An 8706-nucleotide genomic window follows, 5' to 3' on the forward strand; every position below is an offset into this window, starting at 1 on the left:
GGGGTCGCGAACCGCGCCGGAACCGGGTCGATCGCGGTCGAACGCATGGCGGGCAAGCTGGCCTATCTGGAGGCCGCGCTGGTTGCCGCCGGCGCGGACCGGTTCGCGGGTACCAGTGGCATGGGGCACACCCGGTGGGCGACCCATGGCGCCCCGACGGACCGCAACGCGCACCCGCATCGCGATGACTCCGGGAAGCTGGCCGTCGTCCACAACGGGATCATCGAGAACTTCGCGCCGCTGCGCCGCGAGCTCGAGAACGCCGGGGTCGAGCTGCTCAGTGACACCGACACCGAGGTCGCGGTGCATCTGGTCGCGCGCGCCTACGCGGAAGGACCCACCGCGGGCGACTTCACCGCGAGCGCGCTGGCCGTGCTGCAGCGTCTCGAGGGTGCGTTCACGCTGGTCTTCACCCATGCCGATCATCCCGGCACGATCGTCGCGGCCCGGCAGTCGACGCCGCTGGTCGTCGGCGTCGGGCAGGGCGAGATGTTCATCGCCTCCGATGTCACCGCGTTCATCGAGCACACCCGCGAGGCGGTCGAGCTCGGGCAGAACCAGGCCGTGGTGATCACCGCCGACGGCTACACCGTCACCGACTTCGCCGGGAACACCGAGGGCGTGGTCACCAGGCCGTTCACCATCGACTGGGATCTCGCCGCCGCCGAGAAGGGCGGCCACGACTACTTCATGCTCAAGGAGATCGAGGAGCAGCCGACCGCGGTCGCCGACACCCTGATGGGGCATTTCGTCGTCGACGAGAACGGCGGCCGGATCGTCCTGGACGAGCAGCGTCTCGCCGATCAGGAGCTGCGCGAGTTCGACAAGGTGTTCGTCGTCGCGTGTGGCAGTTCCTACCACGCTGGCCTGCTGGCCAAGTACGCGATCGAGCACTGGACGCGGGTGCCGGTGGAGGTCGAGCTCGCCAGCGAGTTCCGCTATCGCGACCCGGTGCTGGACCGGTCGACGCTGGTGGTGGCGATCTCGCAGTCCGGCGAGACCGCCGACACGCTCGAAGCGGTGCGGCACGCCAAGGAGCAGAAGGCGCGCGTGCTCGCGATCTGCAACACCAACGGCGCGCAGATTCCGCGCGAGTCGGACGCGGTCATCTACACCAGGACCGGGCCGGAGATCGGTGTCGCGTCGACCAAGGCGTTCCTCGCGCAGGTGGCGGCCAACTATCTGGTCGGCTTGGCGCTGGCGCAGGCGCGCGGGGTCAAGTACCCCGACGAGGTCGCTCGCGAGTTCGCCGAGCTCGAGGCCATGCCCAAGCAGATCGCGCGGGTGCTGGAGACCGGTTCGCAGGTGCGGGCCATCGCGCGCGAGCTGGCGCACGTGCCGACGGTGCTGTTCCTGGGTCGCCACGTCGGCTACCCGGTGGCGCTGGAAGGTGCGCTCAAGCTCAAGGAGCTCGCGTACATGCACGCCGAGGGCTTCGCCGCGGGTGAGCTCAAGCACGGGCCGATCGCGCTGATCGAAGACGGTCTGCCGGTGATCGTGGTGATGCCGTCGCCGAAGGGCCGTCCAGTGCTGCACTCGAAGCTGCTCAGCAATATCCGCGAGATCCAGGCCCGTGGCGCGCGGACCATCGTGATCGCCGAGGAGGGCGACGACACGGTGCGCCCGTTCGCGGACGATCTGATCGAGATCCCGGCCGCGCCGACGCTGTACCAGCCGCTGCTGTCGACCATTCCGCTGCAGATCTTCGCCGCCGAGGTGGCGCAGGCTCGCGGGTACGACGTGGACAAGCCGCGCAACCTGGCCAAGTCGGTCACCGTCGAATAGGACGTGAGCGGCCGGCCTTCGGGGCCGGCCGTCGCGATCACTCGACCGTGATGGAGCCGCGCATGTCGGGGTGGAGGCTACACAGGTAGCGGTAGGTGCCGGGCTGGGTGAAGGTGTAGGACCATTCGCCCTTGTCGATGATGGGGCTGTTGATGCCCATCGCCTTGTCGCCGATGCCCTGGACGTTGTGCGGGGCCTTGTCGGAGAACTTCCAGGTGACGGTCTCGCCGACCTTGATGGTGACGTCGGCGGGGGAGTACTTCATGCCGCTGACGTCGATCGCCAGGTCGGTCGGCTTGTGCTCGGTCTGCGTGGTCGTGGTGGTGACCGGGCGCGGCTTGCGGGTGGTGGTGGAGGCGGCGTTCCCGCCGTCGCCGGAACAACCGGCGGACAGCAGGGTGGCGGCCACGGCGAATCCGGCGACAACCCGGGCGGATGCGGCGCGGTGACGAACCATCGACATGGGTGTGCAGCGTAGTCTGCGAACGATCGCGGACCGGCCGTGGCCCGCGTCGGGACCGGGAGGCGACGATGTCGGATCGGCGTGGCTACTTCACCGCCGACGAGGTGCGGGCGGCCGAGGCGGAGCTGTTCACCCGGGTACCTGCGGGGATGCCGATGCGGCGGGCGGCGTACGGACTGGCGACGGTGGTTGCCGACGAATTGCGTTCGGGGACCGGCGGTGTGGTTGGCCGGGCGGTGGGGTTGCTGGTCGGGTCGGGTGACAACGGTGGGGACGCGTTGTGGGCTGGATCGATGCTGGCGCGGCGGGGGGTGGCGGTGACCGCGGTGCTGCTGAATCCGGAACGGGCGCATCGGGAAGGGCTCGCGGCGCTGCGGGCGGCCGGTGGGCGGGTGGTGGATCGGCTCGGTGCGGTGGATCTGGTGATCGATGGGATCGTGGGGATCTCCGGTCGGGGGGCGTTGCGGCCTGCTGCCGCGGAGATGGTTGCGGCGCTTGATGTTCCGATCGTCGCGGCGGATCTGCCCAGTGGGGTCGATCCGGATACGGGGGCGATCGACGGGCCCGCGGTGCGTGCGGCTGTGACGGTGGCGTTCGGTGCGTACAAGCCGGTGCATGCGCTCGCTTCATCCCACTGCGGACGAATCGTGCTGGTACCGATCGGTTTACAGCTGCCCGGCCCGGGACTCGCTCAGCTCGATCCGGCGGCGATCGGGGCGGGCTGGCCGGTTCCGCGGGCGCAGGACGACAAGTACAGCCAGGGCGTTGTCGGGGTGTGCGCTGGCAGTGCGAAGTATCCGGGTGCCGGGGTGCTGAGTACCGGTGCGGCGGTGGCGGCGACGGCGGGGCTGGTGCGCTACGTCGGGGACGACACCGAGGTGCTGGAGAAGTTCCCCGAAGTGATCGCCAGTCATACGATCTCGGGCGCCGGTCGGGTGCAGGCGTGGGTGTTCGGTCCCGGTGCGGGCACGGACGTGGCCGCCAGGGACCGGCTCGCGCAGGTGCTGGCCACCGATCTGCCGGTGCTCGTCGACGCCGACGGGCTCACCCTGCTCGCCGCCGAACCCGCGCTGGTTCGCGGCCGGACCGCGCCGACCGTGCTGACACCGCACGCCGGTGAGTTCGCCCGGCTCACCGGTGCGGAGCTCGGGCCGGATCGGGTGGCCGCTGTTCGTGCGCTCGCCGACGAGTGGCAGGCGACCGTGCTGCTCAAGGGGCGGGCGACGGTCATCGCCGCACCTGGCGAGGCGACCTTGGTCAACGATGCGGGCGGGTCGTGGGCCGCGACCGCGGGCTCGGGTGATGTCCTGTCGGGGATCATCGGGGCGCTGCTCGCGGCAGGCCGGCCGCCCGCCTGGTCGGCTGCGGCCGCCGCGCGCGTTCATGCGCTGGCCGCCAACCTCGCCGCGTTCGACGGTCAACCCGCGGCGGCGCCGATCTCGGCCTCGCCGCTGCTGCAGCACATCCGGCCGGCTGTTCGGGTATTGCGAGAACTCGCCGGCGTCTGAGCAGGAGATGTCCCAGGTGAGGTTTTCCAGGACGGGTGCCGCCCCCGGTGCTGCGAATTCCGCGGGTCCTGGCAGGATCGGGGCTGTGAATGCGCAAGTGGAAACTGTCATCGACCTGGATGCCATTGCCCACAACGTGCGTGTGCTGCGTGAGTTCGCGCAGGGCGCCGCGGTGATGGTGGTGGTCAAGGCTGACGGTTACAACCACGGCGCAGTCGAGGTGGCGCGGACGGCGTTGGGGGCGGGGGCCGCCGAGCTGGGGGTGACCACCGTTGCCGAGGCGCTGACGTTGCGTGCCGCGGGGATCACCGCGCCGATCCTGTGCTGGCTGAACACCATCGATGCCGACTACCGCGCCGCGATCGCCGGGGACATCGAGATCGGGGTGTCCTCGCTCACGCAGTTGCGGGCCGTCGAGCAGGCTGCCAGGGCGACCGGTCGCACCGCGACGGTCTCGCTCAAAGTCGATACCGGGCTCAATCGCAACGGGGTGTCGGTCGCCGAATATCCGCAGGTCCTGAAGGCTCTGCGCGCGCTCGTCGACGAGCGGGTCGTCCGGTTCCGCGCGATCTTCTCCCATCTCGCGCACGCCGACGAGCCGGACCATCCCATGCTGGACCGCCAGCGGGAGCGCTTCCTGGAGGCGATCGCCCAGGCCAAGGAGCAGGGGCTCGAACCGGAGCAGGTCCATCTGGCGAACTCCGCGGCGACGCTGACCAGGCCCGACCTGCACTTCGACCTCGTGCGCCCCGGCATCGCCGTCTACGGACTGTCCCCGATCCCGGAACTCGGCGACTTCGGACTGCGCCCGGCGATGACGCTGCAAGCAGAGGTCACGCTGGTGAAGCGGGTGGCCGCCGGGGAGGGCGTATCGTACGGGCATCGCTGGACCGCGCCGCGCGATACGACGGTGGCGCTGGTGCCCGCCGGGTACGCCGACGGTGTATTCCGCTCGCTGAGTGGACGTTTCGAGGTATGGCTCGGCGGTTCCCGGCACCGTAATGTCGGGCGGGTGTGCATGGACCAGTTCATGGTCGACCTCGGCGACAACGCGGGCGGCGTGCGGGCGGGCGATCGGGCGGTGCTGTTCGGCGGTGGCGCCGGCCACCCGCACGCGCTCGACTGGGCCAGGCTGCTCGACACGATCGACTACGAGATCGTCTGCTCACCGCGCGGCAGAGCCGTCCGCCGGTACGTGGGGACCGGCCGATGAGCCGCGGGGCGGTGATCCTGCGCGGCGGACTGGCGACCGCGGGCCTGCTCGGCGCGCTCGCCGTGGCGCACACTCTGCGCCGGATCGGGGCGCGCGTGCTGTGGCCCGCCGAACGTGACGAGTATCGCGACGAGAACTTCGCCCTGATCGATGAGGACGAACCCGGTGTCGTGATCGCCGACGACGGTGTGTCGCTGGCCACCCGCACCTACGGCGACGACTCCGCCGAGCTGACGATCGTGTTCGTGCACGGCTTCTGCAACAGCATGGAGTCGTTCCACTTCCAGCGCCGTGATCTGGCCAGGCAGTGGGGCGATCGGGTCCGGATGGTCTTCTTCGACCAGCGCGGACACGGCCGCTCCGGCACCCCGAGCACCCAGAGTTGCACGGTGGCACAGCTCGGCCACGATGTCGCCGCGGTGGTGCGCGAGTGCGCGCCCGCCGGACCGGTGGTGCTGGTCGGGCATTCGCTCGGCGGGATGGCCGTGCTCGCGGCGGCGGCGCAGTTCCCCGAACTGGTCGCGTCGCGGGTGACCGCGGTCGGGCTGTTCAGTACCGCGGCCGCCGAGGTGACCGCCACCGGGTTGCCGCAGCTGCTGCGCCATCCCGCGATCGACGGCTTCCGGATGGCGGTGCGGACCGCCCCCGCGCTGGTCCAGGTGAGCCGTACCGCTGGCAAGCACCTGGTCGCGCCGATCCTGCACGTCAGCTCGTTCCACGGCCAGGTGAGCCCGACGCTGTCGCGGTTCACCACCATGATGATCGACCGCACCCCGGTCGGCACGATCGAGAAGTTCCTGAAAGCGATTGAGCTGCACGACGAGTCGGCCGCGCTGCCGGTGCTGGCCGACGTGCCGGTGCTGGTCCTGTCCGGCGCGCACGACATGGTGATCCCGTTCCGCAACTCGCACGTGCTGGCCAGGGCACTGCCCAACAGCGAGCTGGTGCGGGTGAACGAGGCCGCGCACATGCCGCACCTGCAGTGCCCCGACGTGACGCTGGACGCACTCGACCGGCTGCTGGCGAGCGCGGGCTTCGGCGACGCACGTGGTGGGGAGGCCGTCGGTGGCTGATCCACAGCAGCGTGTGCTGACCACGGTCGAGGACACCGAGGCGTTCGGCCGGGAACTGGCCGCGACACTGCGCGAGGGCGACCTGGTGGTCCTCGACGGTCCGCTCGGCGCCGGGAAAACTGCCCTGACCAGGGGAATCGCGGCCGGGCTCGGAGTATTGGGCCGGGTCAGCTCGCCGACGTTCATCATCGCGCGGGCGCACAAGGCTGGGCAGCGCCCGGACGGCACCCCCGGGGTTGCGCTGGTGCATGTCGACGCGTATCGGCTCGCCGGCGACCTGGACGAGCTCGACGCGCTCGACCTCGACACCGACCTGCATCACGCGGTGGTGGTGGTCGAGTGGGGCAAAGGTGTCGTCGAACACCTCTCGGAACGGCATCTGCGGGTGCAACTCGCCAGGGAACCGGAATCCGATGTGCGCACGGCGATCTGGGAGTGGATCGAATAGTCGGCCCACCGGCGGGCACAGCTGCGCGCCGGGCGCCGATACCACCCGGTATTGTTGAGACAATCATGCTCGTACTAGCAGTCGACACCGCGACACCCGCCGTTACAGCGGGATTGGTGCATCTGTCACCTGCCGCCGACGCGGACTCCCGGCCCGCCGTGGCGACGCTCGCTGCCCGAGTGAAGGTCGACGCGCGCGCCCACGCCGAAGTGCTCACCCCGCAGATCCTGGAATGCCTCGCCGAAGCCGGGGTGCGTCGTGACGAGCTGGACGCGCTCGTCGTCGGTGTCGGGCCTGGCCCGTTCACCGGGCTGCGGGTCGGGATGGCCACCGCCGCCGCCTTCGGTGACGCGCTCGGGCTGCCGGTGCACGGCGTGTGCAGTCTCGACGCCATCGCCGCCGATACCGCGGGCGAGCAGCGCGAGGCGGGGGAACTGCTGGTGGTGACCGACGCGCGCAGGCGCGAGGTGTACTGGGCCCGCTACCTGAACGGGGCGCGCATCGCCGGTCCCGAGGTGTGCAAGCCCACCGAGGTGCCGCTCGGCGAGGCCGTCGCGGTCGCGGGTTCGGCCGCGCATGTCGACTACTTCGATCTGCCGGTGCTGCCCAGCGAGTCGCCGTCGCCCGCGGGTCTGGTGTCGGTCGCCGCGTCTGAGCTCCTGGCCGGAACCGCGCCCGAGGCGCTGGTCCCGCTCTATCTGCGCAGGCCCGACGCCGTCGAGAACAGCTTCCGCACCCTCGACCGGACCGGGGCGTGAGCGCCGTGTACCGGATCGAACCGATGACCCCTGCCGATATCGACCGCTGCGTCGAGCTCGAGCATCTGCTGTTCCCCGAGGACGACCCGTGGCAGGCGGTGTCGTTCCGCTCCGAACTGGCGGGCGCGCACAACCGCTACATCACCGCCCGCGACGCGAACGGTGTCATGGTCGGTTACGCGGGCATCGCGCTGCTCGGTGACGCCGCCCACCCCGAGGCCGAGGTGCACACCATCGGCGTCGACCCGGACTGTCATCGCGGCGGCATCGGCACGCTGCTGCTGGAGGCGCTGCTGGCCACGGCCGCCGAACGCGGCGGCCCGGTGTTCCTCGAGGTGCGCACCGACAACGCGCCCGCCATCGCGCTCTACGCCAAGCACGGCTTCCACATCATCGGGCTGCGCAAGAACTACTACCACCCCAGCGGCGCCGACGCGTACACCATGCGACGGCCCGAACTCACCGCAGCGGCCGACGAATGGGCCGCGCGCGGCAGGCAGGACGAGGTGCTGTCGTGATCGTCATGGGCATCGAAAGCTCTTGCGACGAAACGGGAGTCGGCATCGTCCGGCGCGACCCGGACGGATCGCTGCACCTGCTCGCCGACGAGGTGGCCTCCAGCGTCGACCAGCACGCCCGCTTCGGCGGTGTGGTCCCCGAGATCGCCTCGCGCGCGCATCTCGAGGCGATCGTGCCCGCCATGCGCCGGGCACTGGCCGCTGCCGGGATCAGCAAGCCGGACGCGCTCGCCGTCACCATCGGCCCCGGCCTCGCCGGTGCGCTGCTGGTCGGTGTCGCCGCGGCCAAGGCGTACGCGGCGGCCTGGGATGTGCCGTTCTACGCGCTCAACCACCTCGGCGGGCACGTCGCGGTCGACACGCTCGAGCACGGCCCGCTGCCGCCCGCGGTGGCGCTGCTGGTCTCGGGCGGGCACACCCACCTGTTGCAGGTCACCGATCTGGGCGAGCCGATCACCGAACTCGGCAGCACCGTCGACGACGCCGCGGGCGAGGCCTTCGACAAGGTCGCCCGGCTGCTCGGCCTCGGCTACCCGGGCGGACCGTACCTGGACGCGGCCGCCGCCGGTGGCGATCCGCGCGCGATCGCGTTCCCACGCGGCATGACCGGGCCGCGTGACGCCCGCTACGACTTCTCCTTCTCCGGCCTCAAGACCGCGGTCGCCCGCTATGTCGAAGCGGCACAGCGCCAGGGCATCACGTCCGAGCAGCTACCGATCCCGGATATCGCCGCGTCCTTCCAGGAAGCGGTCGCCGACGTGCTCACCATGAAGGCCGTGCGCGCCGCGCAGGACGTCGGGGTGGACACGATCGTGCTCGGCGGTGGCGCCGCCCCCCACACCCGCCCCCACACCCACCCCCACCACCGTAGCACCCCCGCGGGTGTGACCAGTCTCTTATAAAAAAAAGAAGCTGACCCCGCAATCATAAGTGTTTTAAT

Annotated in this window: 8 protein-coding genes and 1 pseudogene; 8 read left to right on the forward strand and 1 reads right to left on the reverse strand. The window is 70.6% G+C overall.

All coding sequences use genetic code 11. The features are described from left to right. The coding region (glmS, locus tag ACFWPJ_RS17010) for a glutamine--fructose-6-phosphate transaminase (isomerizing) (protein ID WP_378852350.1) at positions 1-1785 on the forward strand (1785 nt) is incomplete at its 5' end. A 37-nt stretch (positions 1786-1822) separates the two neighbouring features. Here the strand turns inward: glmS and ACFWPJ_RS17015 are convergent. After that, positions 1823-2248, reverse strand: a complete 426-nt coding sequence (locus tag ACFWPJ_RS17015; protein WP_378852352.1) for a cupredoxin family copper-binding protein — start codon at positions 2246-2248, stop codon at positions 1823-1825. A gap of 68 nt (positions 2249-2316) precedes the next feature. Here ACFWPJ_RS17015 and ACFWPJ_RS17020 point away from each other — a divergent pair, with 68 nt between their 5' ends. The 7 genes and pseudogenes from ACFWPJ_RS17020 to tsaD form a co-directional block, all read left to right on the forward strand. Continuing rightward, on the forward strand, positions 2317-3756 hold the full coding sequence (locus tag ACFWPJ_RS17020; protein WP_378852354.1) for an NAD(P)H-hydrate dehydratase: 1440 nt from the start codon (positions 2317-2319) through the stop codon (positions 3754-3756). A 7-nt stretch (positions 3757-3763) separates the two neighbouring features. Beyond that, on the forward strand, positions 3764-4969 hold the full coding sequence (alr, locus tag ACFWPJ_RS17025; RefSeq protein ID WP_378852356.1) for an alanine racemase: 1206 nt from the start codon (positions 3764-3766) through the stop codon (positions 4967-4969). After that, positions 4966-6042 (forward strand): alpha/beta fold hydrolase, encoded by a 1077-nt coding sequence (locus tag ACFWPJ_RS17030; protein WP_378852358.1) that lies wholly within the window; start codon positions 4966-4968, stop codon positions 6040-6042. Before alr ends, ACFWPJ_RS17030 begins: the two co-directional genes overlap by 4 nt. Further along, positions 6035-6490 carry a tRNA (adenosine(37)-N6)-threonylcarbamoyltransferase complex ATPase subunit type 1 TsaE gene (tsaE, locus tag ACFWPJ_RS17035; RefSeq protein WP_378852360.1) on the forward strand — a complete coding sequence of 152 codons (456 nt, stop codon included), beginning with the start codon at positions 6035-6037 and terminating at the stop codon, positions 6488-6490. The genes ACFWPJ_RS17030 and tsaE overlap by 8 nt, the downstream gene beginning before the upstream one ends. A 65-nt stretch (positions 6491-6555) precedes the next feature. Further along, entirely contained in the window at positions 6556-7248 is a 693-nt protein-coding gene (gene tsaB, locus ACFWPJ_RS17040; protein WP_378852362.1) for a tRNA (adenosine(37)-N6)-threonylcarbamoyltransferase complex dimerization subunit type 1 TsaB, read from the forward strand. Between the two features lie 23 nt (positions 7249-7271). After that, positions 7272-7766: a ribosomal protein S18-alanine N-acetyltransferase gene (gene rimI / locus ACFWPJ_RS17045; RefSeq protein WP_378852364.1), complete on the forward strand. Its 495-nt coding sequence runs from the start codon at positions 7272-7274 to the stop codon at positions 7764-7766. After that, positions 7763-8656 (forward strand): annotated as a pseudogene (gene tsaD / locus ACFWPJ_RS17050) (tRNA (adenosine(37)-N6)-threonylcarbamoyltransferase complex transferase subunit TsaD); the annotation flags it as partial. The gene rimI and the pseudogene tsaD, both read left to right, overlap by 4 nt. Positions 8657-8706: the final 50 nt, after the last annotated feature.

Source organism: Nocardia sp. NPDC058497 (assembly GCF_042720195.1).
In the GTDB taxonomy this organism is placed as follows: Bacteria; Actinomycetota; Actinomycetes; order Mycobacteriales; family Mycobacteriaceae; genus Nocardia.

Excerpts from the sequence above, each read along its gene's own strand:
- ACFWPJ_RS17030 (WP_378852358.1), top strand. The coding sequence starts at position 4,966 with ATGAGCCGCGGGGCGGTGATCCTGCGCGGCGGACTGGCGACCGCGGGC.
- ACFWPJ_RS17015 (WP_378852352.1), bottom strand. The coding sequence starts at position 2,248 with ATGTCGATGGTTCGTCACCGCGCCGCATCCGCCCGGGTTGTCGCCGGA.
- alr (WP_378852356.1), top strand. The coding sequence starts at position 3,764 with ATGTCCCAGGTGAGGTTTTCCAGGACGGGTGCCGCCCCCGGTGCTGCG.
- rimI (WP_378852364.1), top strand. The coding sequence starts at position 7,272 with ATGACCCCTGCCGATATCGACCGCTGCGTCGAGCTCGAGCATCTGCTG.
- ACFWPJ_RS17020 (WP_378852354.1), top strand. The coding sequence starts at position 2,317 with ATGTCGGATCGGCGTGGCTACTTCACCGCCGACGAGGTGCGGGCGGCC.
- tsaB (WP_378852362.1), top strand. The coding sequence starts at position 6,556 with ATGCTCGTACTAGCAGTCGACACCGCGACACCCGCCGTTACAGCGGGA.